37 protein-coding genes are annotated in these 24,125 nt (G+C 68.6%); all 37 read left to right on the top strand.

All coding sequences use genetic code 11. The features are described 5' to 3' along the window. The coding region (locus AC2D8W_RS14405) for an elongation factor Tu (RefSeq protein ID WP_484672082.1) at nt 1–838 on the top strand (838 nt) is incomplete at its 5' end. Nucleotides 839–1,038: 200 nt separating this feature from the next. Further along, the gene (locus AC2D8W_RS14400) at nt 1,039–1,875 is read left to right on the top strand and encodes a GIN domain-containing protein (RefSeq protein WP_484672081.1); all 837 of its coding nucleotides are present in this window, start codon (nt 1,039–1,041) and stop codon (nt 1,873–1,875) included. After that, nucleotides 1,875–2,780: a hypothetical protein gene (locus AC2D8W_RS14395; protein ID WP_484672080.1), complete on the top strand. Its 906-nt coding sequence runs from the start codon at nt 1,875–1,877 to the stop codon at nt 2,778–2,780. The genes AC2D8W_RS14400 and AC2D8W_RS14395 overlap by 1 nt, the downstream gene beginning before the upstream one ends. 307 nt (nt 2,781–3,087) lie before the next feature. Further along, a complete protein-coding gene (gene rpsJ, locus AC2D8W_RS14390) occupies nt 3,088–3,396 on the top strand; it encodes a 30S ribosomal protein S10 (protein WP_012521787.1) in 309 nt (102 codons plus the stop codon). Nucleotides 3,397–3,409: 13 nt separating this feature from the next. Then, entirely contained in the window at nt 3,410–4,192 is a 783-nt protein-coding gene (gene rplC / locus AC2D8W_RS14385; RefSeq protein WP_484672079.1) for a 50S ribosomal protein L3, read from the top strand. Continuing rightward, nucleotides 4,192–4,830 (top strand): 50S ribosomal protein L4, encoded by a 639-nt coding sequence (gene rplD / locus AC2D8W_RS14380; protein ID WP_293484615.1) that lies wholly within the window; start codon nt 4,192–4,194, stop codon nt 4,828–4,830. Before rplC ends, rplD begins: the two co-directional genes overlap by 1 nt. Then, nucleotides 4,830–5,132: a 50S ribosomal protein L23 gene (locus AC2D8W_RS14375; protein WP_293484616.1), complete on the top strand. Its 303-nt coding sequence runs from the start codon at nt 4,830–4,832 to the stop codon at nt 5,130–5,132. The genes rplD and AC2D8W_RS14375 overlap by 1 nt, the downstream gene beginning before the upstream one ends. Nucleotides 5,133–5,136: 4 nt before the next feature. After that, nucleotides 5,137–5,973: a 50S ribosomal protein L2 gene (gene rplB / locus AC2D8W_RS14370; protein WP_484672078.1), complete on the top strand. Its 837-nt coding sequence runs from the start codon at nt 5,137–5,139 to the stop codon at nt 5,971–5,973. 3 nt (nt 5,974–5,976) lie between these two features. Next, nucleotides 5,977–6,255: a 30S ribosomal protein S19 gene (rpsS, locus tag AC2D8W_RS14365; RefSeq protein ID WP_293480167.1), complete on the top strand. Its 279-nt coding sequence runs from the start codon at nt 5,977–5,979 to the stop codon at nt 6,253–6,255. Next, a complete protein-coding gene (gene rplV, locus AC2D8W_RS14360) occupies nt 6,256–6,636 on the top strand; it encodes a 50S ribosomal protein L22 (protein ID WP_293480165.1) in 381 nt (126 codons plus the stop codon). It begins immediately after the preceding gene. Continuing rightward, the gene (gene rpsC, locus AC2D8W_RS14355) at nt 6,636–7,394 is read left to right on the top strand and encodes a 30S ribosomal protein S3 (protein WP_293480164.1); all 759 of its coding nucleotides are present in this window, start codon (nt 6,636–6,638) and stop codon (nt 7,392–7,394) included. Before rplV ends, rpsC begins: the two co-directional genes overlap by 1 nt. A 10-nt stretch (nt 7,395–7,404) precedes the next feature. Further along, on the top strand, nt 7,405–7,833 hold the full coding sequence (gene rplP / locus AC2D8W_RS14350; RefSeq protein WP_293480162.1) for a 50S ribosomal protein L16: 429 nt from the start codon (nt 7,405–7,407) through the stop codon (nt 7,831–7,833). Then, nucleotides 7,833–8,027, top strand: a complete 195-nt coding sequence (gene rpmC / locus AC2D8W_RS14345) for a 50S ribosomal protein L29 (RefSeq protein WP_293480160.1) — start codon at nt 7,833–7,835, stop codon at nt 8,025–8,027. Before rplP ends, rpmC begins: the two co-directional genes overlap by 1 nt. A 13-nt stretch (nt 8,028–8,040) precedes the next feature. Continuing rightward, nucleotides 8,041–8,289 carry a 30S ribosomal protein S17 gene (rpsQ, locus tag AC2D8W_RS14340; protein WP_293480158.1) on the top strand — a complete coding sequence of 83 codons (249 nt, stop codon included), beginning with the start codon at nt 8,041–8,043 and terminating at the stop codon, nt 8,287–8,289. Nucleotides 8,290–8,301: 12 nt separating this feature from the next. Further along, nucleotides 8,302–8,670, top strand: coding sequence for a 50S ribosomal protein L14 (rplN, locus tag AC2D8W_RS14335; RefSeq protein WP_111516382.1), 369 nt, complete (start codon nt 8,302–8,304; stop codon nt 8,668–8,670). After that, nucleotides 8,670–8,984: a 50S ribosomal protein L24 gene (gene rplX, locus AC2D8W_RS14330; RefSeq protein ID WP_293483189.1), complete on the top strand. Its 315-nt coding sequence runs from the start codon at nt 8,670–8,672 to the stop codon at nt 8,982–8,984. The genes rplN and rplX overlap by 1 nt, the downstream gene beginning before the upstream one ends. Further along, nucleotides 8,977–9,537 (top strand): 50S ribosomal protein L5, encoded by a 561-nt coding sequence (gene rplE, locus AC2D8W_RS14325; RefSeq protein WP_293483187.1) that lies wholly within the window; start codon nt 8,977–8,979, stop codon nt 9,535–9,537. Before rplX ends, rplE begins: the two co-directional genes overlap by 8 nt. Before the next feature lie 21 nt (nt 9,538–9,558). Further along, nucleotides 9,559–9,864, top strand: coding sequence for a 30S ribosomal protein S14 (gene rpsN, locus AC2D8W_RS14320; protein WP_293483185.1), 306 nt, complete (start codon nt 9,559–9,561; stop codon nt 9,862–9,864). A gap of 13 nt (nt 9,865–9,877) precedes the next feature. Next, nucleotides 9,878–10,273 (top strand): 30S ribosomal protein S8, encoded by a 396-nt coding sequence (gene rpsH, locus AC2D8W_RS14315; RefSeq protein ID WP_293483183.1) that lies wholly within the window; start codon nt 9,878–9,880, stop codon nt 10,271–10,273. 1 nt (nt 10,274) lies between these two features. Further along, nucleotides 10,275–10,808, top strand: a complete 534-nt coding sequence (gene rplF / locus AC2D8W_RS14310; protein ID WP_293483181.1) for a 50S ribosomal protein L6 — start codon at nt 10,275–10,277, stop codon at nt 10,806–10,808. Nucleotides 10,809–10,811: 3 nt separating this feature from the next. Then, complete coding sequence (rplR, locus tag AC2D8W_RS14305; protein ID WP_293483179.1) at nt 10,812–11,171, top strand: 50S ribosomal protein L18; 360 nt, start codon at nt 10,812–10,814, stop codon at nt 11,169–11,171. Between the two features lie 9 nt (nt 11,172–11,180). Then, on the top strand, nt 11,181–11,789 hold the full coding sequence (rpsE, locus tag AC2D8W_RS14300; RefSeq protein WP_293483177.1) for a 30S ribosomal protein S5: 609 nt from the start codon (nt 11,181–11,183) through the stop codon (nt 11,787–11,789). Between the two features lie 4 nt (nt 11,790–11,793). Then, entirely contained in the window at nt 11,794–11,973 is a 180-nt protein-coding gene (gene rpmD, locus AC2D8W_RS14295; protein ID WP_293483176.1) for a 50S ribosomal protein L30, read from the top strand. A gap of 78 nt (nt 11,974–12,051) precedes the next feature. After that, nucleotides 12,052–12,537 carry a 50S ribosomal protein L15 gene (rplO, locus tag AC2D8W_RS14290; RefSeq protein ID WP_293483175.1) on the top strand — a complete coding sequence of 162 codons (486 nt, stop codon included), beginning with the start codon at nt 12,052–12,054 and terminating at the stop codon, nt 12,535–12,537. 83 nt (nt 12,538–12,620) lie between these two features. Next, on the top strand, nt 12,621–13,973 hold the full coding sequence (gene secY, locus AC2D8W_RS14285) for a preprotein translocase subunit SecY (protein ID WP_293483174.1): 1,353 nt from the start codon (nt 12,621–12,623) through the stop codon (nt 13,971–13,973). A gap of 78 nt (nt 13,974–14,051) precedes the next feature. Continuing rightward, entirely contained in the window at nt 14,052–14,618 is a 567-nt protein-coding gene (locus tag AC2D8W_RS14280; protein WP_484672077.1) for an adenylate kinase, read from the top strand. A 70-nt stretch (nt 14,619–14,688) separates the two neighbouring features. Further along, nucleotides 14,689–15,375 carry an MgtC/SapB family protein gene (locus AC2D8W_RS14275; protein WP_484672076.1) on the top strand — a complete coding sequence of 229 codons (687 nt, stop codon included), beginning with the start codon at nt 14,689–14,691 and terminating at the stop codon, nt 15,373–15,375. 321 nt (nt 15,376–15,696) lie between these two features. Continuing rightward, a complete protein-coding gene (rpsM, locus tag AC2D8W_RS14270) occupies nt 15,697–16,065 on the top strand; it encodes a 30S ribosomal protein S13 (protein WP_293483171.1) in 369 nt (122 codons plus the stop codon). Between the two features lie 12 nt (nt 16,066–16,077). Then, nucleotides 16,078–16,467, top strand: coding sequence for a 30S ribosomal protein S11 (gene rpsK / locus AC2D8W_RS14265; protein WP_012521811.1), 390 nt, complete (start codon nt 16,078–16,080; stop codon nt 16,465–16,467). 73 nt (nt 16,468–16,540) lie between these two features. Further along, the gene (locus AC2D8W_RS14260; RefSeq protein ID WP_484672075.1) at nt 16,541–17,557 is read left to right on the top strand and encodes a DNA-directed RNA polymerase subunit alpha; all 1,017 of its coding nucleotides are present in this window, start codon (nt 16,541–16,543) and stop codon (nt 17,555–17,557) included. Nucleotides 17,558–17,738: 181 nt separating this feature from the next. Next, nucleotides 17,739–18,158 carry a 50S ribosomal protein L17 gene (rplQ, locus tag AC2D8W_RS14255; protein WP_293483168.1) on the top strand — a complete coding sequence of 140 codons (420 nt, stop codon included), beginning with the start codon at nt 17,739–17,741 and terminating at the stop codon, nt 18,156–18,158. Between the two features lie 181 nt (nt 18,159–18,339). Then, the gene (locus AC2D8W_RS14250) at nt 18,340–20,196 is read left to right on the top strand and encodes an alpha/beta fold hydrolase (RefSeq protein WP_484672074.1); all 1,857 of its coding nucleotides are present in this window, start codon (nt 18,340–18,342) and stop codon (nt 20,194–20,196) included. A gap of 94 nt (nt 20,197–20,290) precedes the next feature. Further along, nucleotides 20,291–20,746 carry a VOC family protein gene (locus AC2D8W_RS14245; protein WP_484672073.1) on the top strand — a complete coding sequence of 152 codons (456 nt, stop codon included), beginning with the start codon at nt 20,291–20,293 and terminating at the stop codon, nt 20,744–20,746. Further along, nucleotides 20,743–21,075 carry an ArsR/SmtB family transcription factor gene (locus AC2D8W_RS14240; protein ID WP_484672072.1) on the top strand — a complete coding sequence of 111 codons (333 nt, stop codon included), beginning with the start codon at nt 20,743–20,745 and terminating at the stop codon, nt 21,073–21,075. Before AC2D8W_RS14245 ends, AC2D8W_RS14240 begins: the two co-directional genes overlap by 4 nt. Next, complete coding sequence (locus AC2D8W_RS14235) at nt 21,072–21,536, top strand: SRPBCC domain-containing protein (RefSeq protein WP_484672071.1); 465 nt, start codon at nt 21,072–21,074, stop codon at nt 21,534–21,536. Before AC2D8W_RS14240 ends, AC2D8W_RS14235 begins: the two co-directional genes overlap by 4 nt. Nucleotides 21,537–21,626: 90 nt before the next feature. Further along, the gene (locus AC2D8W_RS14230; RefSeq protein WP_484672070.1) at nt 21,627–22,865 is read left to right on the top strand and encodes a TCR/Tet family MFS transporter; all 1,239 of its coding nucleotides are present in this window, start codon (nt 21,627–21,629) and stop codon (nt 22,863–22,865) included. Nucleotides 22,866–22,869: 4 nt separating this feature from the next. After that, the gene (locus tag AC2D8W_RS14225) at nt 22,870–24,075 is read left to right on the top strand and encodes an MFS transporter (protein WP_484672069.1); all 1,206 of its coding nucleotides are present in this window, start codon (nt 22,870–22,872) and stop codon (nt 24,073–24,075) included. The last annotated feature ends 50 nt before the right edge of the window (nt 24,076–24,125 follow it).

Raw genomic sequence — 24,125 nt, 5'->3', positions numbered from 1 at the left:
GCACATCCTTCTGGCGCGTCAGGTGGGCGTGCCGGCGCTGGTGGTGTTCATGAACAAGGTCGACATGGTCGACGACGCCGAGCTGCTGGACCTGGTGGAGATGGAAGTGCGCGAGCTTCTGTCGGGCTACGAGTTCCCGGGCGACGACATCCCGATCATCAAGGGGTCGGCGCTGGCGGCGGTGGAAGGCCGTGATCCGGAGATCGGCGAGAACGCGATCCTGGAGCTGATGAAGGCGGTGGACGAGTACATTCCGCAGCCGGACCGTCCGAAGGACCTTCCGTTCCTGATGCCGGTGGAAGACGTGTTCTCGATCTCGGGCCGTGGCACCGTGGTGACGGGCCGGATCGAGAAGGGGATCATCAAGGTCGGCGAGGAAGTGGAGATCGTGGGCATCCGCGACGTGCAGAAGACGACCTGCACGGGCGTGGAGATGTTCCGCAAGCTGCTGGACCAGGGCGAGGCGGGCGACAACGTGGGCGTGCTGCTGCGCGGCACGAAGCGCGAGGACGTGGAGCGTGGCCAAGTGCTGTGCAAGCCGGGTTCGATCACGCCGCACACGGAGTTCACGGCCGAGGCCTACATCCTGACGAAGGAAGAGGGCGGGCGGCACACGCCGTTCTTCACGAACTACCGCCCGCAGTTCTACTTCCGCACGACGGACGTGACGGGGATCATCAAGCTGAAGGAAGGCGTGGAGATGATCATGCCCGGCGACAACGCCGAGCTGAACGTCGAGCTGATCACGCCGATCGCCATGGACCAGGGCCTGCGCTTCGCCATCCGCGAGGGCGGCCGCACGGTGGGTTCGGGCGTCGTCAGCAAGATCATCAAGTAAGCCGCAAGGCCGCTTGAGCGAACACCAGGGCCGCCGGGCATCCCCCGGCGGCCTTTTTCGTGCCGCCCGTTCATCTGGGCGACGTCATGAGGTCCAAGAGGCGGCCGGAGATGACATCGGCTTCATGACCTCGATTTAAGTCGTAGGCGCCCCCTGCCGCGTCTAGCTTCCGGTCAACGCTTTCGACTTGGGAGAGGACGATGCGTCTTCAGATCACGCTCATGGCCGCTGCTGCGGCTCTCGCCGGCGGCGCCGCGCAGGCCGCCTCGGTCGAGATCAAGGATGCGGTGGCGCGCGTCACCGTGGTTCCGGAGGATCGCAGCGACATCAAGGTGGAGGTGATCCGCCCGAACAGCCGCCTGCCGCTCACCGTCCGCACCGCCGCCGGCCGCACCATCGTCGACGGCGACCTCGACGGCCGCAACCGCATCCGCAACTGCCGCTCGACGGGCGAGACCTCGGTGGTCACTGTCCGCGACATCGGCGACATCGCCTGGGCCGACATGCCGCAGGTGGTCATCTACACGCCCCGGAACGTGGACCTGGACGCCGGCGGCGCGGTCTTCGGCTCGATCGGCCGCTCGGCCAGCCTCAAGCTCGGCAACGCGGGCTGCGGCGACTGGACCATCGCCAACGTCCAGGGCGACGCCAAGGTGAGCCAGGCGGGCTCGGGCGACACCCGCATGGGCTCGAGCGGCTCGCTGCGGGTGAGCGTCGCGGGCTCCGGCGACGTCGCCGCCGGCGACGTGAGGGGCGGCCTCGACGTCAACATCGCCGGCTCCGGCTCGGCAGCGGTCCGCTCGGTGGCCGGTCCGCTCGAGGTGTCGATCGCGGGTTCGGGCGACGTGATGGTCGCCGGCGGCCAGGCCGCGGCCATGAAGGTGTCGGTGGCCGGTTCGGGCGACGTGGACTTCCGCGGCGTCGCCGACAGCCTTCGGGTCCGGATCGCCGGGTCCGGCGACGTGCGGGCCCGCGAGGTCAAGGGCGAGGTCTCGCGCATGATCATGGGCTCGGGCTCGGTCCGCGTCGGCGATTGATGGCGGCGCGCGCGGGGATCCTCGCGCTCCTGCTGCTGGCCTGCGGCTGCGGGGCGCCGTCGAAGGATGCGGGGCAGGGCAACCGGTCGCCGGTCTGGCGCGTCCAGGGTCTCGCCGAGCCCGAGAGCGTGGCGCTGGGCCCCGACGGCCGCACCCTCTACGTCGCCAACGTCGGCGGGGAGGGCGAGGCGAAGGACGGCAACGGCTTCATCAGCCGCATCTCCACCGGCGGACGGATGCTGCAGCGTCAGTGGGTCACGGGCCTCGATGCGCCGAAGGGCGCCCTGGTCGTCGGCGGTCGGCTCTACGTGTCCGATATCGACCGCCTGGTGGAAATCGACATTGCCGCGGGACGTATCGTGGCGCGCTATGCGGTAGCCGGCGCCACGTTCCTGAACGACGTGGCTGCGGCGCCCGACGGGACGATCCTGGTGTCGGACTCCAGGACCGGGCGGATCTTCGCGCTGCGCGGCGGGCGGGTCTTCGTGTGGGCCGACCACGCCGAGCTCCGGTCCGTCAACGGGCTGCTCGCCGAGCCGCAGCGCCTCGTCGTCACCACGATGGAGGGCAAGCTCCTCGCCGTGGACTACGCCACGAAGGCCGTGACGGTGCTGGCGACGGGGCTGGGCGAGGCCGACGGCGTCACCCAGGGCGACGGCGACGCCTACTTCGTGTCGGAATGGCCCGGGCGCCTGTTCCGCGTCACCCCCGACGGCCGCTCGCAGGTGCTGATCGACGGCCGCGCGCGGGGCGCCTACATCAACGACTTCATCCGCGTCGGCGACCTGCTCATCATCCCGAGCTGGAAGCCCGGCGAGCTCACCGCCTATCGGGTGCTGACCTGGATGCTCACGCAGGTCGAGCGCGAGCGCCTGCCCGCACCCCTGCAGCGGACCTATATGTAGCGGCCGGGGACGGACAGCCGCAGCGTCGGGGCCCTTGACGGGGGCGAGTCGCCTAGGTATCTACGCGCCTCCTGTTGGACCGGCTGTGCGCAGCGAAGCAATTCGTGGCGCAGACGCGGACCGCGGAACGACCTGTTGAAGTGCTTTTGCTAGCGTTTCGTAGGAGGGCCCTCGCGGGTTTCGCGGCGGCCCTAAGTCGTTTTGAGCGGACTATCGCGTACGGACGTCGAAAGGCGTTCGGGCTGGTCTTTGAAATGGTCGAGATCACGCGGGCGGGCCGCCGTCTGTAGGGAAACGTAAGAGCGATATGGATCGTCAGAACATCCGCATTCGGCTCAAAGCCTTCGATCACCGCGTGCTGGACCATTCCACCCGCGAGATCGTGAACACCGCCAAGCGGACTGGCGCGACCGTGCGCGGGCCTATCCCGCTGCCGACGCGCATCGAGAAATTCACCGTCAACCGCTCGCCGCACATCGACAAGAAGTCGCGCGAGCAGTTCGAAATCCGCACGCACAAGCGCGTGCTCGACATCGTCGACCCCACCCCGCAGACCGTGGACGCGCTCATGAAGCTCGACCTGTCCGCCGGCGTGGACGTCGAGATCAAGCTCTAAGGGGATCGGTCCGATGCGAACCGGCGTGATCGCCAAAAAGCTCGGGATGGCCCGCTTCTTCGATGAAGCCGGCGCCCATGTGCCCGTCACCGTGCTCAGCCTCGAGGGCTGTCAGGTCGTGGGCCAGCGCACCGCGGAGAAGGACGGCTACGTGGCCCTCCAGCTCGGCGCGGGCAGGAAGAAGCCCAAGAACACCACCAAGGCGCTCCGCGGCCATTTCGCGAAGTCGCAGGTGGAGCCCAAGGCCAAGGTGGCCGAGTTCCGGGTGTCCGAGGACAACCTGATCGACGTGGGCGCGGAGATCACCGCCGACCACTTCGTCCCCGGCCAGAAGATCGACATCACCGGCGTCACCGTCGGCAAGGGCTTCGCTGGCGCCATGAAGCGCTGGAACTTCGGGGGCCTCCGGGCCACCCACGGCGTCTCGGTCTCGCACCGCTCGCACGGTTCGACCGGCAACCGCCAGGATCCGGGCCGCACCTTCCCGGGCAAGAAGATGGCCGGCCACCTCGGCCAGGAAACCGTCACCACCCTCAACCTCACCGTCTGGCGCGTCGACGTCGAGCGCGGCCTGATCCTCGTGAAGGGCGCCGTGCCCGGCACGGAAGGCACGTTCGTGCGCGTCCGCGACGCGGTGAAGTCGGCCCTGCCGGCCGAAGCCCCGAAGCCGGGCGCCTTCCGCGGCGCCGGCGCTGCGGCGGCCCCCGCCGCCGAGGAGGCCCCGGTCTCCGAAGAGCCCGCGGTGACCGCGGCGGCCGAACAAGAGGCCCCGAAGTCTGAAGGGGACGAAGCCTAATGAAACTCGACGTCATCAAGCTGGACGGCGGGAAGGGCGGCTCGATCGAGCTCCCCGACGACATCTTCGGCATCGAAGAGATCCGCGCCGACATCCTGCAGCGTGTGGTGACCTGGCAGCTCGCCAAGCGCCGCGCCGGCACCCACAAGATCCAGGTCCGCAACGAGGTCTCTCGTACGGGCAAGAAGATGTACAAGCAGAAGGGCACCGGCGGCGCCCGTCACGGCTCGCGCCGGGCGGCCCAGTTCGTCGGCGGCGCCAAGGCCCACGGGCCCGTCGTCCGCAGCCACGCCTTCGACCTGCCCAAGAAGGTCCGCGCGCTCGCCCTGCGGCACGCGCTGTCCTCGAAGGCCAAGGACGGCTCGCTGATCGTGGTCGACACGGTCGCGGTGAAGGAAGCCAAGACGGCCGCGCTGCGCGAGCAGCTGGGCAAGCTGGGCGTCACCAACGCGCTGGTCATCGCCGGCGCCGAGGTCGACAAGAACTTCGGCCTGGCCGCCCGCAACATCCCGAACGTGGACGTGCTGCCGAACGCCGGCCTGAACGTCTATGACGTGCTCCGTCGCCGGACCCTGGTCCTGACCAAGGACGCGGTGGACGGCATCCGGGCGCGCTTCCAGCCTGAGGAGGCTGCGTAATGGCCGTCGAGCCCACCGTCCGTCACTACGACACCATCCTGTCGCCGGTGATCACCGAGAAGGCCACGCTGCTCTCCGAGCAGAACAAGGTGGTCTTCCGCGTGGCCGGCGACGCCTCGAAGGACGAGATCGCCGCTGCGGTCGAGGCGCTGTTCAAGGTCAACGTCACGAAGGTCAACACGATCAACGTGAAGGGCAAGACCAAGCGCTTCCGCGGCATCAAGGGTCGTCGCTCCGACATCAAGAAAGCGATCGTGACGCTGGCCGAAGGCCAGTCGATCGACATCACCACGGGGCTCTGATCCGATGGCTCTGAAGCAGTTCAACCCCACGTCGCCGGGCCGCCGTCAGCTGGTCCTGGTCGACAAGTCCGAGCTCCACAAGGGCCGGCCCGAGAAGTCGCTCGTCGAAGGCCTGACCAAGTCGGGCGGCCGGGGCGGCAACGGCCGCGTCGCGGTCCGCTTCCGCGGCGGCGGCGCCAAGCGCCTCTACCGGATCATCGACTTCAAGCGCCGCAAGTTCGACGTTCCGGCGACGGTCGAGCGTCTCGAGTACGACCCGAACCGCTCGGCCTTCATCGCCCTGGTGAAATACGCGGACGGCGAGCTCGCCTACATCCTGGCCCCGCAGCGCCTCAAGGCCGGCGACACGGTCCTCGCGGCCGAGAAGGCCGACGTGAAGCCGGGCAACGCGATGCCGCTGCGCGGCATGCCCATCGGCACCATCATCCACAACGTGGAGATGAAGCCGATGAAGGGCGGCCAGATCGCCCGCTCGGCTGGCTCCTACGCCCAGCTGGTCGGCCGCGACGCCGGCTACGCCCAGATCCGCCTGAACTCGGGCGAGCTGCGCATGGTGATGGACACCTGCATGGCCACCGTCGGTGCGGTGTCGAACCCGGACCACATGAACGAGAGCCTGGGCAAGGCCGGCCGGTCGCGCCACAAGGGCCGCCGTCCGCACGTCCGCGGCGTCGCCATGAACCCGATCGACCACCCGCACGGCGGCGGCGAAGGCCGCACCTCGGGCGGCCGTCACCCGGTCACGCCGTGGGGCCAGCCCACGAAGGGCCGCAAGACCCGCAAGAACAAGGCGACGGACAAGTTCATCATCCGCTCGCGCCACGCTCGGAAGGCTCGCTAAGCCATGACCCGTTCCGTCTGGAAAGGCCCGTTCGTCGACGGGTACCTGCTCAAGAAGGCCGAGGCTCTGCAGAGCTCGGGCCGCAAGGATGTGATCAAGACCTGGTCGCGCCGCTCGACGATCATGCCCCAGTTCGTGGGCCTGACCTTCGGCGTGCACAACGGCCAGAAGCACGTCCCCGTGCTCATCTCGGAAGACATGGTCGGCATGAAGCTGGGCGAGTTCGCGCCCACCCGCTTCTTCCCCGGTCACGCGGCCGACAAGAAGGCCAAGAGGAAGTAAATGAGCAAGCAAGCCAAGGCTCGCCGTTATTCGGACGCCGAAGCGGTGGCGAAGGTGCGGACCATCCGCATCAGCCCCCGCAAGCTCAACCTCGTGGCCCAGTCGATCCGCGGCCTGAAGGTTCAGCGCGCTCTCAACGAGCTCGAGTTCAGTGCCAAGCGCATCGCCAAGGACGTCCGCAAGGCGCTCTACTCGGCGATCTCGAACGCCGAGAACAACCACAACCTCGACATCGACTCGCTGGTCGTCGCCGAGGCCTACGTGGGCAAGAACCTGGTCATGAAGCGCTTCCACGCCCGCGCCCGCGGCCGTGCGAGCCGCGTCGAAAAGCCGTTCAGCGAGATCACGATCGTGGTCCGCGAAGTGGGTGAGGCCGCCTAATGGGTCAGAAGATCAATCCGGTCGGGCTTCGCCTCGGCATCAACCGCACCTGGGACAGCCGCTGGTTCGCCGACGGCCCCGAGTACGGCCGGCTGCTGCACGAGGACATCAAGGTCCGCCGCGCGCTGAAGAAGCGCCTGAACCAGGCCGGCGTGTCGCGCATCATCATCGAGCGTCCGCACAAGAAGTGCCGCATCACCATCTATGCCGCGCGCCCCGGCGTGATCATCGGCAAGAAGGGCGCGGACATCGAGAAGCTGCGCAAGGACATCGCCGCCATGACGGACGGCGAGGTGCACCTGAACATCGTCGAGATCCGCAAGCCGGAGACCGACGCGCAGCTGATCGCCGAGAACATCGCCCAGCAGCTCGAGCGCCGGGTCGCGTTCCGCCGCGCCATGAAGCGTTCGATGCAGTCCGCCATGCGCCTCGGCGCCAAGGGCGTCCGCATCAACGTGTCGGGCCGCCTCGGCGGCGCCGAAATCGCGCGGATGGAGTGGTACCGCGAAGGCCGCGTGCCGCTGCACACCCTGCGGGCCGACGTGGACTATGGCTTCACCGAAGCCCGGACCACCTACGGCATCATCGGCGTGAAGGTGTGGGTCTTCAAGGGCGAGGTCCTCGACCACGACCCGATGGCCCTCGACAAGCGCCTGGCCGGCGAGAGCGGGCCCGCCGGTGAAGGCGGCGGCCGCGATCGGGACCGTCCGGACCGCGGCCCGCGCCGCGAGCGCCGCGGCGAGCCGCAGAACGCCTGAGGACTGACAGATGCTTTCCCCTAAGCGCACCAAGTACCGCAAGCAGTTCAAGGGCCGCATCCACGGGACGGCCAAGGGCGGCTTCACGCTGAACTTCGGCTCGTACGGCCTGAAGTCCATGGAGCCCGAGCGCATCACGGCGCGGCAGATCGAGGCGGCCCGCCGCGCGATCACCCGCCAGATGAAGCGTCAGGGCCGGGTGTGGATCCGCGTCTATCCGGACGTTCCGGTGACCGGCAAGCCCGCCGAAGTCCGCATGGGCTCGGGCAAGGGTTCGGTCGAGTACTGGGCGGCCCGGGTGCATCCCGGCCGGATCATGTTCGAAATCGACGGCGTGCCGGACGACGTGGCCCGCGAAGCCCTGCGCCTCGGCGCGGCCAAGCTTCCCGTGCGGACCCGGATCGTGACCCGCATCGACGCCGCCGTGGAGCACGCGTGATGAAGATCGACGAAGTCCGGGGCATGACGCCCGATCAGCTGAACGAGCAGCTCGTCTCCCTCAAGAAGGAGCAGTTCAACCTGCGCTTCCAGAAGGCGACGGGCCAGATCGAGAAGACCCACCGCGTGAACGAGGTGCGCAAGGATATCGCGCGCATCAAGACCGTTCTGCGGACGAAGCAGGCTCAGGCCTGAGGAGAACAGACAGATGCCGAAGCGAATTCTCGAAGGCGTTGTCGTCTCCGACAAGGGCGACAAGACGGTGGTGGTGAAGGTCGAGCGGACCTTCCTGCACCCGGTGCTGAAGAAGACCGTCCGCCGGTCGAAGAAGTACCACGCCCATGACGAAGCCAACGCCTGCAAGGCCGGTGAGACGGTGCGCATCATCGAATGCGCCCCTCGCTCCAAGACGAAAACCTGGGAAGTGCTGCCTGCCGGCGGCGCGGCCCAAGCGTAAGGATCTGCAGTCATGATCCAGATGCAAACTAACCTGGACGTCGCCGACAATTCCGGCGCCCGCCGGGTCATGTGCATCAAGGTGCTGGGCGGCGCGAAGCGCCGTTACGCCAGCGTCGGCGACAAGATCGTCGTCTCCGTGAAGGAGGCGATCCCGCGCGGCCGCGTGAAGAAGGGCGATGTGCTGCAGGCCATCGTCGTGCGCACCAGCCAGGCCATCAAGCGCAAGGACGGTTCGGTCATCCGCTTCGACAAGAACGCCGCGGTGATCGTGAACAAGCAATCCGAGCCGATCGGCACGCGGATCTTCGGCCCGGTTCCCCGCGAACTGCGCGCGAAGAACCACATGAAGATCATTTCGCTCGCGCCCGAGGTGCTGTGATGGCCGCGAAGATCAAGAAGGGGGACCGCGTCGTGGTCCTCACCGGCAAGGACAAGGGCCGTCAGGGCGCCGTCCTGAAGGTCCTGCCCAAGGACAACCGCGTCGTCGTGGAAGGCCTGAACATGGTTCAGCGCCATACGCGCCCGACGCAGTTCGATCCGCAGGGCGGCATCAAGAACAAGGAAGCGTCGATCCACCTGTCGAACGTGGCCATCGTCGATTCGAACGGCAAGCCGACCCGCGTCGGCTTCAAGGTCGAAGGCGACAAGAAGGTCCGTATCGCCAAGACGACCGGCGAGGTGATCAATGGCTGATCAGGCTTACGAACCGCGGCTCAAGACCGAGTACCGCCAGCGCATCCGTGGCAAGCTGAAGGAAAAGTTCGGCTACACCAACGAGATGCAGATCCCCAAGATCGAGAAGATCGTGATCAACATGGGGGTCGGCGAGGCCGTCGCGGACTCCAAGAAGATCCAGTCGGCGATGGCGGACCTGGCGAAGATCGCCGGCCAGAAGCCGGTGGCCACCAAGGCGCGTCTGTCGATCGCCAGCTTCAAGCTGCGCGAGGGCATGACGGTCGGCTGCAAGGTCACGCTGCGCAAGGATCAGATGTACGAGTTCCTCGACCGTCTGATCACCATCGCGCTGCCGCGCGTGAAGGACTTCCGGGGCCTGAAGCCCACGTCCTTCGACGGCCGCGGCAACTACGCCATGGGCCTCAAGGAGCACATCGTGTTCCCGGAGATCAACTACGACCAGATCGACCAGATCTGGGGCATGGACATCATCGTCACCACGACTGCGAAGACCGACGAGGAAGCCCGTGAGCTTCTTCGGGAATTCCAGTTCCCGTTCGTGCAGCAATAGGCGGCGGGAAGGAACAGGCACATGGCCAAGAAAAGCGCTGTCAATCGCAACGAACGGGTCAAGAAGCTCGTCAAGCAACACGCCGCAAAGCGCGATGCGCTGAAGGCTGTCGCGAACGACGAGTCCCTGCCGCTCGAAGAACGTTTCGAAGCCCGGCTGAAGCTCGCCGAGCTGCCGCGGAACTCGTCGCCCACCCGCATCCGCAACCGGTGCGAGGTCACGGGCCGTCCGCGCGGCTACTACCGCAAGCTGAAGATGAGCCGGATCTCCCTGCGCGACCTCGGTTCGCACGGGTTGATCCCCGGCCTCGTCAAGTCGAGCTGGTAAGGAGGGTCTGAAGATGGTCAACGACCCCATCGGCGATCTGATCGCCCGCATCAAGAACGCCGCCTCGCGCGGCCGCACGAAGCTCTCGACGCCCGCGTCGAAGATGCGCGCGCGCGTCCTCGACGTGCTCCTCGACGAGGGCTACATCCGCGGCTACCACCTGGTGGAGAAGCCCGGCGCGTTCCCCGAGTTCGAGATCGAGCTCAAGTACTTCGACGGCGCTCCGGTGATCGTGGAGATCGCCCGCGTTTCGAAGCCGGGCCGTCGTGTCTATTCGTCGATCAAGGACCTGAAGCCCGTGAAGAACGGCCTCGGGATCTCGATCCTGTCGACGCCCAAGGGCGTCATGTCGGACACCGCGGCCCGCGAGGCCAACGTGGGCGGCGAAGTGCTCTGCCGGGTCTACTAAGATGTCGCGCATCGGAAAGAAGGCGGTCGCCATCCCGCAAGGGGTCACGGTGACGCTCGACGGCCAGACGGTCACGGTGAAGGGCCCCAAGGGCCAGCTCGCCTGGACGGTCGCCGAAGAGATCGAGGTGAAGCAGGAGGGCTCCGAGCTCGTCCTGTCGAAGCGCCAGGACACCACCCGCGCCCAGGCGATGTGGGGCCTGTCCCGCACGCTGGTGAACAACATGGTCGTGGGCGTCACCCAGGGCTACGAGCAGACGCTCGAGCTCGTGGGCGTCGGCTACCGCGCCGCGATGAAGGGCCAGGCGCTCTCCATGCAGCTCGGGTTCAGCCACGACGTCGACATCCCGCCGCCGGCGGGCATCGCGTTCGCCACGCCGAAGCAGACCGAGATCAAGATCTCGGGCATCGACAAGCAGCTGGTCGGCGAAATCGCCGCCCGGATCCGCCGCATCCGTCCGCCGGAACCCTACAAGGGCAAGGGCGTGCGCTATGCGGGCGAGACGGTCCGGCGCAAGGAAGGCAAGAAGAAGTAAGCCATGGCCCTTTCTCCCCGTGAATCGACGCAGCGCCGCGCCCAGCGCGTCCGCACCCGGCTTCGGTCGGTGGCGAATGGCCGCCCGCGCCTGTCTGTCTTCCGCTCGTCCAAGAACATCTACGCCCAGGTCATCGACGATGAGAACGGCGTGACCCTGGCCGCCGCGTCCTCGCTGGAAGGCGAAAAGGGCAAGAGCAAGGGCTCGGACAAGGACGCCGCCGCCAAGGTCGGCGCCCTCGTGGCCCAGCGTGCGATCGAGAAGGGCGTCAAGGACGTCATCTTCGACCGTGGCGGCTACCTGTACCACGGCCGGGTCAAGGCCCTGGCCGACGCGGCTCGTGAAGCCGGCCTGAATTTCTAAGGAACGATCATGGCTCGCAGAGACGAACAGCGCGGCGATCGTCGCAATCGCAATCCCGAAGAGGAACGCGACAGCGAGATCGTCGAGAAGCTGGTCCACATCAACCGCGTCGCGGCCACCGTGAAGGGCGGCCGCCGGTTCTCGTTCGCCGCCCTGATGGTGGTGGGCGACCAGAAGGGCCGCGTGGGCTTCGGTCACGGCAAGGCGCGCGAAGTGCCGGAAGCCATCCGCAAGGCGACCGAGGAAGCCAAGAAGTCGATGATCCGCGTTCCGCTGCGCGAGAGCCGCACCCTGCACCACGACGGCGCGGGCCGTTGGGGCGCTGGCAAGGTGATGGTCCGTGCGGCGCCTCCCGGCACCGGCGTCATCGCCGGCGGTCCGATGCGCGCGGTGCTCGAGACCCTGGGCGTCCAGGACGTCGTCGGCAAGTCGGTCGGCTCGTCCAACCCCTACAACATGGTGCGCGCGACGTTCGAAGCGCTGAAGGCCCAGTCCTCGCCCCGCCAGGTGGCGGCGAAGCGCGGCAAGAAGGTCTCGGACGTGATCGGCCGCCGCTCGGACGGCGCCTCGGCGGCTCCGGCCTCGCAAGAGGCGGCCACCGCGGACGCGGAGGCTTAATCCGATGGCCAAGATCACCGTTCGCCAGACCGGCAGCCCGATCCGCCGGACCAAGGACCAGCGCGCCACGCTCGTGGGCCTGGGCCTGAACCGCGTCGGCCGGGTCGCCACGCTCGAGGACACCCCCTCGGTGCGCGGCATGATCGCCAAGGTTCACCATCTGGTCGAGGTCGTCGAAGGCTAACGCCTTCGGCGGCGTCGCCGCATTGCACATCAGCCGAGTCCGGCGCTCGCCGGGCGAATGATCTCCAAGGAGAGGCGCATGACCAAACTCAACGAACTCGCCCCGCGTGAGGGCTCCACCAAGGGCCGCATGCGCGTCGGCCGCGGCCCGGGCTCGGGCAAGGGCAAGACCGCCGGCCGCGGCGTCAAGGGTCAGAAGGCGCGCACGGGCGTCTCGATCGCCGGGTTCGAAGGCGGCCAGATGCCGCTGCACATGCGCATGCCCAAGCGCGGCTTCAACTCGCGCAACCGCAAGGAGTTCGCCGAGGTGAACCTGTGGCGCATCGAGCAGGCGGTCGCCGCCGGCAAGCTCGACGCCGGCAAGGCCATCGACGCCGACGCCCTTCTGGCCGCGGGCGTGATCCGCCGCGCCAAGGACGGCGTGAAGCTGCTGGGCGAGGGCGAGCTGAAGTCCAAGCTCACCCTGACGGTCTACGCGGCCACCGCCTCGGCCCGCGCCGCGGTCGAGAAGGCCGGCGGGACCCTGACCACCACCAAGCCGGAAGCCGCCGCGGCCGAGGCCTGAGCCGCACTGTGACAAAGCCGCCCTCGCTTATGGGGGCGGCGCGTCCTATGTGAGCACGACGACCGAGTCAGGGGATTTGCCGTATGGCTTCGGCTGCTGAACAGCTCGCCGCCAATCTGAACTTCGAGGCCTTCTCCAAGGCCACGGAGCTGCACAAGCGGATCTGGTTCACGCTCTGGGCGATGGTCATCTATCGCCTGGGAACCTACATCCCGATCCCCGGCATCGACCCCGCCGCGTTCCAGCAGGCGTTCCAGGGCCAGGCCCAGGGCATCCTGGGCATGTTCAACATGTTCTCGGGCGGCGCCGTCGAGCGGATGGCCATCTTCGCCCTGAACGTGATGCCGTACATCTCGGCGTCGATCATCGTGCAGCTGCTCGGCACCGTCTATCCGCCGTGGGAGAAGCTGCGGAAGGAAGGCGGGGAGGCGGGCCGCAAGACCCTCAACCAGTACACCCGCTACCTCACCGTCGTGCTGGCGGTGTTCCAGAGCCTCTCCATCGCCGTCGGCCTGCAGCAGAGCCCCGGGATGGTCGAGAACCCCGGCGTGTTCTTCCTCGTCTCGACGGTCGTGACGCTGACCGGCGGCACCATGTTCCTGATGTGGCTGGGCGAGCAGATCACCAGCCGCGGCGTCGGCAACGGCATTTCGCTGATCATCTTCGCCGGCATCGTGGCCGTGCTTCCGGGCTCGATCGTCCAGGCCCTGGAGCTGACGCGGACGGGCGCCATGACCGTGGGCGTGCTCATCCTGATCGCGATCCTGGCCGTGACCGTCACGATGGCGATCGTGTTCATGGAGCGCTCGCAGCGCCGCCTGCTCGTGCAGTACCCGAAGCGCCAGGTCGGCAACCGTATGTTCGGCGGCGACACCAGCTTCCTGCCGCTGAAGATCAACACCTCGGGCGTGATCCCGCCGATCTTCGCTTCGTCGCTCCTGCTGCTGCCGGCCACGGCGATGGGCTTCGCGGTCTCCGCGGACCTGCCCGAATGGCTGCAATGGCTGCCGTTCGCCGTGGGCCAGCTCCAGCACGGCCAGCCGCTCTTCATCCTGCTCTACGGCCTGCTGATCATCTTCTTCTGCTTCTTCTACACCTCGGTCGTGTTCAACCCTGAGGACACGGCGGAGAACCTGCGCAAGTATGGCGGCTTCCTGCCCGGCATCCGGCCCGGCAAGCGGACGGCCGAGTACCTCGACTATGTCCTGACCCGCCTGACCGTCATCGGCGCCGCCTACATCACCCTGGTCTGCATCCTGCCGGAGGCGCTGATCGGCGTCCTGGGCACCCAGCAGTTCTACCTGGGCGGCACGTCGCTGCTGATCGTCGTCAGCGTCACCATGGACACCGTGGCGCAGATCCAGTCGCACCTTCTGGCCCACCAGTACGAAGGCCTCATCAAGAAGTCGAAGCTGCGGGGCCGCGGCCGCGGCTAGGCGCGACCGGTTGGCTTCCGCAAGGGCACGCCGCCACCAAGAGCGCTGCGCCCGTTGAGTCGTGGGGGAAAGCTCGAGATGAACCTTATCCTGTTCGGTCCGCCGGCGGCGGGGAAGGGGACGCAGGCCAAGCGGCTGGTGGACGGCCGCAACATGGTCCAGCTCTCCACGGGCGACATGCTGCGCGCGGCGATCGCGTCCGGCTCCGAACTCGGCAAGCGGGTCGAGGGGATCATGCAGCGGGGCGATCTGGTCTCGGACGAGATCGTGATCGAGCTCATCGAGAGCCGCCTCCCCGAGGCCGAAGCCGCGGGCGGCGCGATCTTCGACGGCTTCCCCCGTACGCTCCCGCAGGCGGAGGCCCTCGACAAGATGCTGAAGGGCCGGGGCAGCCAGATCGACCTGGTCCTGCGCCTGAAGGTCGACGACGAGGCGCTGAAGCAGCGCATCGCCGGCCGCTTCGCGGAATCGGGCCGTCCGGATGACAATCCCGAGAGCTTCGTCGTTCGCCTGAACGCCTACAACGCCCAGACGGCGCCGCTGCTGCCGTACTACCAGGGCCAGGGCAAGCTGGTGGAAGTCGACGGCATGGGCGCCATCGACACGGTCGCGGCCGCCATCGACGCGGCGCTGGACCGCCGCTGAGGCGCCGGTGCAGGCGGGGCGTGGAACGCCCGGCCTTCTGTGACATTTGCCGTCCATTGCGGAGGCTGCGATGGACCTTCTCGACGGCGATATCCTCTGGCCGATCGTCGGCTCGGTGCTGGCCGGCGGCATCATCGGGCTGGAACGCGAGTACCGCGCCAGCCCGGCGGGACTGCGCACCCACATCCTGGTCTGCCTGAGCTCCACCCTCCTGATGCTGGCGGCCGTGCACCAGATCCGCTGGCTCGGCGAGACGCCGCAGGAGATCATCCGCATCGATCCGGTCCGGATGGCGCACGGGGTGCTCACCGGGATCGGCTTCCTTTGCGGCGGCGTGATCTTCCGGGAAGGCTTCAACGTCCGTGGCCTGACCACGGCGGCCTCGCTCTGGACCGCCTCGGCCCTCGGCACCCTGTTCGGCGTCGGCTTCTACGCCCTGGCGATCATGGGGGCGGCGTTCACGCTGCTGGTCCTGGCCGCGGTGACGATCAAGGAAACCCTGCTGCCGCAGAATCAGTACGGCGACATCAAGGTCCGATTCCATCGCGACGCGCCCGTGTCCGGGCAGGACTATCGCCGGATGCTCGAGGAACAGGGGCTGCGGCCGCTGTCGCTGACCCGCAGCCTGGACGGCGACATCCTGGAATACAGCGCCACCGTGGGCGGCTTTCGCGAAGCGCGGGCCGAGGCGCTGGCGTTCGCGTTGCGTAGCGACGCCGCGGTGCTGGGCTTCCATTGCCTGCCGCACAGGCCGTGACGCCAGCGGTCGGCCGGAGCGGCGCGGGGAGGGCGGGTCGCACCTTGGCCACGTTGCGCCTCTCCCCGCGTCGTGCTTTCCTTCCCGCGTCGCCCCGCTGCGTCGGCGGCGCGCCGGACGGATCGCACGGGTGAGGCCGGGCCTCGCGCGCGAAGGAATTCGTTCACAAATCCGCGTTTCCGCCATTGACGGAGGCGCGGCGATCCATATAACGAAGCGCTTCCGCGAAAGAGCGCGAAGGACGCGCCGGCCTATGCCTATGGCAGAGATGGGCCGGGGCGCCGTTTGCGCTTCTCTCGCGTGATCAGGAGATTACCTCACGTGGCCCGTATCGCTGGCGTCAACATCCCCACCAACAAGCGCGTCGTGATCGCGCTGCAGTACATCCATGGCATCGGCCCGGCGAAGGCGCGGGAGATCGTCAGCAAGGTCGGCATCGAGGACGCCCGCCGCGTCAATCAGCTGACCGACCAGGAAGTCCTGCAGATCCGCGAGACCATCGACCGCGACTACATGGTCGAAGGCGACCTGCGCCGCGAGACCGCGGTCAACATCAAGCGCCTCATGGACCTGGCCTGCTACCGCGGCCTGCGTCACCGCAAGGGCCTGCCGGTCCGCGGCCAGCGCACGCACACCAACGCCCGCACCCGCAAGGGCCCGGCCAAGCCGATCGCCGGCAAGAAGAAGTAAGAGAGCTAGTCGATGGCCAAGGAACCGGCGCGCGTTAAACGTCGCGAGCGCAAGAACATCACCTCGGGCGTGGCGCACGTGAACGCCTCGTTCAACAACACCATGGTGACCATCACCGACGCGCAGGGGAACACGATCTCCTGGTCGAGCGCCGGCCTGATGGGCTTCAAGGGTTCGCGTAAGTCGACGCCCTACGCCGCGCAGATGGCGGCGGAAGACGCCGGCCGTAAGGCCGCCGAACACGGCGTGCGCACGCTCGAAGTCAACGTCTCGGGTCCCGGTTCGGGCCGCGAGTCGGCGCTGCGCGCTCTGCAGGCGGTGGGTATGACGATCACCACCATTCGGGACGTGACCCCTATTCCGCATAACGGCTGCCGCCCGCCCAAGCGCCGGCGCGTCTAGCCGACCGAACTGAATTCCTCCGACGCCGGCCGTGGCTATACGGCCGGCGATCCTGCGTTTTCGAGGGACACCCGTGATCGAAAGAAACTGGAACGAGCTTATCCGTCCCGAGAAGCCGCAAATCGAGACCGGCGCGGACGCCGCCCGCAAGGCGCGTCTGGTGGCCGAGCCGCTCGAGCGCGGGTTCGGCGTGACGCTGGGCAACAGCCTCCGCCGCGTACTTCTCTCCTCCCTGCAGGGCGCGGCGGTGACCGCGGTGCAGATCGACGGCGTGGTCCACGAGTTCTCCTCGCTGGAGGGCGTGCGCGAGGACGTCGTCGACATCGTGCTCAACATCAAGCAGCTGGCGCTGCGGATGCACGCCGAAGGGCCGAAGCGGATGACGCTCCGCGCCACCGGCCCCGGCGCGGTGACCGCCGGCCAGATCGACGCCCCGTCCGACATCGAGATCCTGAACCCCGACCACGTGCTCTGCACGCTGGACGACGGCGCGAGCGTGCGCATGGAGTTCACGGTCAACACCGGCAAGGGCTATGTGCCGGCCGAGATGAACCGTCCCGAGGACGCGCCGATCGGCCTGATCGCCGTCGACGCCCTCTACTCGCCGGTGAAGCGCGTCGCCTACCGCGTCGAGCCGACCCGCCAGGGCCAGTCGCTCGACTACGACAAGCTGGTCATGGAAGTTGAGACCAACGGCGCGGTCAGCCCGGTGGACGCCGTGGCCTACGCCGCCCGCATCCTCCAGGACCAGCTGCAGATCTTCATCACCTTCGAAGAGCCGAAGAAGAAGGTCGAGGGCGAGGCCAAGCCGGAGCTGCCGTTCAACCCGGCGCTGCTGAAGAAGGTCGACGAGCTGGAGCTGTCGGTCCGCTCGGCCAACTGCCTGAAGAACGACAACATCGTCTACATCGGCGACCTGATCCAGAAGACCGAGGCGGAGATGCTCCGCACCCCGAACTTCGGCCGCAAGTCGCTGAACGAGATCAAGGAAGTGCTCGCCGGCATGGGCCTCCACCTCGGCATGGACGTGCCGAACTGGCCGCCGGAGAACATCGAAGAGCTCGCCAAGAAGTTCGAAGACCAGATGTAGCCATCGCGCGCCGGCTTCGGACCGCTCCGGCGGTCAGGGCCCGACGAAGCCGCAACAGCGGTGGAGGGCCCCGGCGCTTCGCAGTGACCCAGGCGGAAGCAGGCTGGGATAGGTCAGGCAGGACGTCGACCCAGCAGATCGGGGGCGTCCGGTGGGGTCCGGGTGACCCAGGAGAACGAAAATGCGTCACGGTATCGCGCACCGCAAACTGGGCCGTACGGCCGCCCACCGCACCGCCATGTTCGCGAACATGTCGGCCAGCCTGATCAAGCACGAGCAGATCGTCACGACGCTGCCGAAGGCGAAGGAGCTGCGGCCCTTCGTCGAGAAGCTGGTGACGCTGGCCAAGCGCGGCGACCTGCACGCCCGCCGCCAGGCGATCAGCCAGGTCCGCGACGTCGAGCAGGTCGGCAAGCTCTTCAGCGTGCTGGGTCCCCGCTACAAGGACCGCAACGGCGGGTACATCCGCGTGCTCAAGGCGGGCTTCCGCCACGGCGACAACGCCGCGATGGCGGTGATCGAGTTCGTCGACCGCGACCCGGCCGAGAAGGGCAAGGATTCGGGGCCGACCGCAGAGATCGGCTTCGGCGGCGAAGACTAGGCTTACGTCCGCAAAGTTTCGAGAAGCCCCGGAAGCCCACTTCCGGGGCTTCTTCGCATCTGGGCGTTGTGCGCCTCGTCCGGTCTCCCGGCGCGGGCTTGGCAGAACGTAGAACGTGTTCATAAACTCGCGCGCCGCTGTCGTCCCAGGGGAGCTCGGCGAGGCGGTTGCGTGGAGTGGCGTGGCGTTCGTGTCGGGGGAAGGCGTACCACAGGAAGCCCATGCGCTGGGCCGCGCGCTGGGCGACTGGTTCGAGGAGCTCGAGCAGATCCTCGACGCGGAGGGGCCGCCGCAGGCCTGGGCCCGCGAAGCCGTGGCCCCCGTGTTCGGTCAACTCGAGACCCCGATGCTGCCGATCGTCGACGCCAGGAGCGTCGCGGCCGGCGTCTACGAGCCGCGCGGAGGCCGGCTTGCTGCGACCCAGGCCTTCCTCGACGGCGGCGGGGACGCGCTGGTCGACGCCGAGTTGCTGACCGCGGTCGGCCGGGGCGCGGAGCCTGAATGGCGAACCATCGAGCGCAGCGCCGGGGGGGCGTCCGCGACCAGCGTGGTGGTCTATGCCGCCGGCCGGCGGACCGGAACCTGGCGGCTGCCCAGGGAGATCCACCAGGCCGTCGAGGCGGCGCCGGGGTCCGTCGTCGTCCTGACCACCGCCCTGGACGAGACCATGCCGCCGCTGCGGGACGCCTGCGCCGCCTTCGGCCTCACCGGCCTGCAGACGCGGGTCGCCCTGGAGTGCATCCGCACCGGGGCCATCCGGACGGCGGCGGCAAACCTGGACGTGTCCTACCAGACGGCGCGCGAGGCGCTGGCGGCCGCCATGAAGCGCGTGGGCGTGCAGCGGTTGCCGGCCCTGGTGACGCGCCTGACCACGCTGGCGTTCGGCGTGTTTCCCGGCCGCGCGAGCTCGGCGGACGTGCTGGCCGATGTCTGGGGCCTGACCGAGCGGCAGATCGCCGTGGCGGGGATGCTGGGGGAGGGGGCCTCGCGCGAGCAGACGGCGCGGCTCCTCGGGATCAGCGTCGCGCTGGTGAAGAAGGAACTCGACGCCGTCTATTCCCTCCTGCAGGTCAGTTCGGGCGCGGGGCTCGCGCGCAAGCTTGTCGAGGCCAGGGCCCTGGGCTGGCTGACAGCCGCGACCGCCGGCGGCGTGGGCTTCGTCGAGGACCTGTCCGAGCCCCTGCGGTTCGCCTTCCGCCCGGATGGCGGGCGTATCGCGTTCAGCGACTATGGGCCCGCCTCGGGCCGGCCGGTGCTGGTCCTGCATTCGAGCATGAGCACGCGGATCGTCTCGCGAAAGCTGCTGCGGGCGCTGCACCGCGCCGGGTTCCGCCCGATCGCGATTGACCGCCCGGGGTTCGGCCTCACCGATCCGCTGGACGACGCCGAGGCGTCCCAGCATCCGTTCGAGGCCGCGACTGCCGATGTGGGCTGGGTCCTCGAGCACCTGAAGGTTCGCCGCGCCGACGTCGTCTCGAGGGGCGCGGCCCAGTTCCTTGTGGCGCTGGCGGGCCGCATGCCCGAAGCGCTGGGCCAGGTCGTGCTGGTCAACCCCGGCCCGCCCTACCGCTACAGCGGCCGTGCGATCGGCCCGCTCGGGGCCATCAAGGACGCCTTCGTCCGCAACCCCGACACCGTGCGGGTCCTGGCGCCCTTCCTGGCCGGGCAGCTCACGTACCGGCGGCTTTCGCGGATGGCCGTGCAGTGGACCCGCGGCAGCCCGCCGGACCAGAAGGCCGCTCAGGATTCGGAGTTCATGGTCGACTTCTTCCGGTCGCTGCAGATGTTCACCACGGGTCGCCACGAAGGCTTCCTGCGCGAGCAGGCCGCGATCGCACGCGGCGGCAAGCCGGACCCCTTCGAGAATGCCGCCGGCTGGCAGGTGCTCCTGGGCGCCACGGATGTCCTTTACGACCCGGAGGTTGTTCTGGCCTACTGGCGCGAACTGCTCCCGGGGGCCGAGTTCTCCGTCGTCCGGGACGGTGGGCGCTTCCTGGCCATGACGCATCCGCACCTGGTGATCGAAGCCCTGGGCTGAAAGGCGTTCGCGCGGTGAGCGCGGGCATTCCGGAGCTTGCCAAGATAGTTGTGTTCTGCGTTAATTGTTGTCCAAGAAGCGAAGGAGAAGGCTCGTGTCCACCCCCCGCGCCCCGTTGGCCTCCGCCATCTGCTACCGCGACCCGAAGGCGGCGCTGAAGTTCCTCGAGGCGGCTTTCGACTTCGAGCTCGTCATGCTGATCGAGGACGGGGAGGGGAACCTCGTCCACTCCGAGATGCGCTACGGCGATGGCGTCGTCATGGTCGGCAACGAGTGGAGCGACGACCACAAGAGCCCGGCGTCCATCGGGGGTAAGAACACCCAGACCGTGCACATCCATGTGGAGACCGACATCGACGCCCACTGCGCCAAAGCCCGCGCCGCCGGCTTCGAGATCCTGATGGAGCCCGAGACCCAGTTCTACGGCGACCGGACGTACCGATGCCGCGACCCCGAAGGCCACATCTGGACCGTGGGCCAGACGGTGAAGGCGGTCACGCGCGAAGCGGCCGAGGACGCCACCGGGCTCAAGATCACGGGCTGGATGTGACCGCGACCGCCGGTCTCGACCGGACGCTGGCGGCGCTGGCCGATCCCCATCGGCGCCGCGTCGTCGACCTGCTGGCCGAGCGGCCGCGACCCGCGGGGGAACTGGCCCGCGAGACAGGCCTGTCTCCGCCCGCCATGAGCCGCCACCTGAGGACGCTGCGCGCGAGCGGCCTCGTCGAGGAATCCCATCCGGACTTCGACGCGCGGGTCCGGATCTACGCCCTGAGGCCGGAACCGATGGTTCACCTGCTGCGCTGGCTGGAGGAGAGCGAGCGGCTCTGGTCCGCCCAGCTCCTGGCCTTCAAGGCCCACATCGAGAAGGATGCATGACGTCCCGCGTCTATGTCGCGCTCCGGGTCAGGGCGACGCCCGCCCGGGCCTTCGCGGCCTTCACCGAGGAGATCGGCGACTGGTGGCAGGCCAGCCCTCTGTTCGAGACGACGCCCCGGCCGGGCCGCCTGTCCTTCGAGACGGGGCCGGAGGGCCGCCTGGTCGAGACCCGGGCCGGCGGCAAGGTGTTCGAGATCGGCCGCATCCGCGCCTGGGAGCCGCCGCACCGCCTGGTCTTCTCGTGGCGCCAGGCCTCGTTCCCGCCTGACCTGCAGACCGAGGTCGAGGTGCGGTTCGAGGCGGTCGGCGACGAGACGCGGGTCAGCATCGAGCACCGCGGCTTCGACCGGATCCCGGCCGGCCACGTGGCGCGCCACACCTTCCCAGACCAGGTCCTGCTCGCACGGCTGGGCGAGTACTGGCAGGCCCAGATCCGCGCGATGGGATCGCGTCTGCCATGACGCGGTTGCGCCGGTCTGGGGTTGGTTTCATGCTCGGAGCAGGGGGAGAAACATGACGGCGACCGGGACGATGCCTGCAAGGGCCAACCCATGACCGACGTCGCCGACCGGGGCCGCCGCGCCAGCTTCGGCTTCATCTTCGCGCTCGCGCTGATGAACTCGATCTCGTTCGGCATCATGATCCCGATCCTGCCCCAGGTCGTGAAGGAGCTCGCCGGCGGCGATACGGCGTCGGCCTCGGTCTGGAACGCCGTGTTCGCGGCGTGCTGGGGCCTGATGCAGTTCGTCTGCGGCCCGATCCTCGGCATGTTCTCGGACCGGTTCGGCCGCCGCCCCGTGCTGCTGCTGTCGCTGTTCGGGCTCGGCGTCGATTTCCTCTTCATGGCGTTCGCGCCCACGCTGGGGTGGCTCCTGGTGGGCCGCCTGCTGAACGGCGCCACGGCCGCCAGCTTCTCGACCGCCAACGCCTACCTCGCCGACGTCACGCCGCCGGACCAGCGCGCGAAGGTGTTCGGCTGGATGGGCTCGGCCTTCTCGTTCGGCTTCATCATCGGGCCGTCGATCGGCGGCTTCCTCGGCGAGTATGACCTGCGGCTGCCGTTCCTGGCCGCGGCCGCGCTGACCTTCGCCAACTGGCTCTACGGCTTCTTCGTCCTGCCGGAATCCCTGCCCGCGGAGCGCCGGGCCCGCGTCTACGACTGGAAGCGCGCGAACCCTGTCGGGGCGCTGCGCCTCCTGCGCTCGCGCCTCGGCCTGCTGCCGCTCGCCTTCGTGGGCTTCCTGTTCCAGATCTCCCACGTGGTGCTGCCGACGATCTTCGTCCTCTACACCACGCACCGCTATGGCTGGTCGCCCGGCATCCTGGGCCTCACGTTCCTGCTCACCGGCGTGCTGGGCGTGATCACCCAGATCTTCCTGGTCGGTCCGACGGTCGCCCGCATCGGCGAGCGCAACACCCTGCTGATCGGCCTCGCCGCGGGGGCCGCCGGGTTCGCCTGGTACGGCTGGGCCGACACGGGGTGGCTCTATCTCCTGGGCGCGCCGGTCTTCGCCCTCTCGGGCTTCATCATGCCGGGCCTGCAGGGGCTGATGACCCGCAAGGTCGAGCCGCACGAGCAGGGGCAGCTGCAGGGGGCCAACCAGAGCCTCTCGGGCATCGGCTCGATCGTGGGCCCGCCGCTGTTCGGCTTCGTCTACGCCTGGTCGCTGCGCGGCGGACATCCGGAGGGCCTCGCCATCTGGCTGGCGGGCGCGATGCTGATCGCCGCGCTGGGCCTCGCCTTCGCCGCCGCCAGGGCTCCCGCGAGGGCCGCCCAGCCCGCCGAGTAGGGCGGTGGCGGTCTCCCGGCGTGCAGCCTTCGGCTTCATCCTGGCGACGGTCTTCCTGGAGTCGCTGTCCTTCGGCCTGATCTTCCCGGTCCTGCCGCGGCTGGTGCTGGAGGTGACGGGCGACAACAGCGCCGCCGCCGCGCGGTGGTTCGGGGTTATCTCGGGCGCCTGGGCGCTGGCCAACTTCTTCGCCGCGCCGGTGCTGGGCGCGCTGTCGGATCGCTTTGGCCGCCGGCCGGTCCTCGTGATCTCGGGTGTCGGCTTCGCGCTCGATCTGATCGTGATGGCGCTCGCGCCGACGATCGGCTGGCTGATCCTCGGCCGCGTGATCTCGGGCATCACGGCGGGCAACTTCGCGGCCGCCTCAGCCTATGTCGCGGACATCACCGAGCCGGATCGACGGGCCGCCCGCTTTGGGATCGTCGCGGCGGTGTACGGATCGGGCATGATCGTCGGCCCCGCGGCGGGCGGCCTCCTGGGCGAGATCGGTCCGCGCGCCCCCTTCTGGGCCGCGGCCGTCCTGGCGGGGGCCATGGCGCTCTACGGCGCGCTCTTGCTGCCCGAGTCGCTGCCGCCCGAACGGCGTGGGGAGGTGCGGACCTTCAACCCGTTCGCGCCGTTCGGAATTCTGCGCCGGCCCGGTCAGATGCCCCTGGCGGTGATCACCGGGCTGCTTGCGCTGGCGGGCACGTCCGTGAACACGATCTTCGTCATCTACGTGGACTACCGGTTCGACTGGGGTGTGCGCGAGGCCGGCCTGCTCCTGACGGTGTTCGCCGCCGGGAACATCGCGGTCATGGGCCTGCTGTCGCCGATGCTGGTGCGGCGGACGGGGGAGTGGCCGGTCACCGTCGCAGGGCTCGCGTTGTCGACGATCGGCTTCGCGGCGCTGGCGCTGGCCCACACGCCGCTGCTCTTCTGCCTCGCCTGCGTGCCCACCTGCCTGGGCAACATGTGCGGGCCGCCGCTGCGCGCGCTCCACACGAACCTTGTCGAACCGACGGAGCATGGCCGCCTGCAGGGCGCGCTGGGCGGGCTCCAAGCCTTGGCTGCGCTGGCAGGGCCGATCGCCTTCACCCAGGCCTTCGCCCTGACCATCGTCGCAGACGGAAAGGGCGGCTCGGGCGGTGCGCTATTGATGGGCGCGGGCCTCCTCGCGCTCGCCACGGCCGTATCCTTCACCATCCGCCGCGCGCCGAAAGCCGCCTGACGCAGCCGTGCGTCTTCGCCATGATTGCGCCGGAAAGCTCGCTAGCGTTT

The organism is Phenylobacterium sp. T106, from assembly GCF_057219735.1.
This window is presented reverse-complemented; position numbering and strand designations above follow the sequence as displayed.